The sequence below is a fragment of the Paenibacillus sp. J22TS3 genome (genome assembly GCF_018403205.1).
GTDB lineage: Bacteria > Bacillota > Bacilli > Paenibacillales > Paenibacillaceae > Fontibacillus > Fontibacillus tuaregi.
This window is the reverse complement of sequence record NZ_BOSF01000043.1, coordinates 1-254: the sequence shown is the minus strand read 5'-3', so window position 1 is coordinate 254 and position 254 is coordinate 1. Positions and strand designations below refer to the sequence as shown.

The window sequence follows — 254 nt, the reverse complement described above, 5'->3', positions numbered from 1 at the left end:
CAGACTTAAATAGCCGCCTGCGCGCGCTTTACGCCCAATAATTCCGGACAACGCTTGCCCCCTACGTATTACCGCGGCTGCTGGCACGTAGTTAGCCGGGGCTTTCTTCTCAGGTACCGTCACTCCGATAGCAGTTACTCTACCGGACGTTCTTCCCTGGCAACAGAGCTTTACGATCCGAAAACCTTCATCACTCACGCGGCGTTGCTCCGTCAGACTTTCGTCCATTGCGGAAGATTCCCTACTGCTGCCTC

General features: G+C 55.5%; 1 rRNA gene. It reads right to left on the bottom strand.

From position 1 onward, the window contains the following. Nucleotides 1-254, bottom strand: a 16S ribosomal RNA gene (locus KJS63_RS25960); the annotation flags it as partial.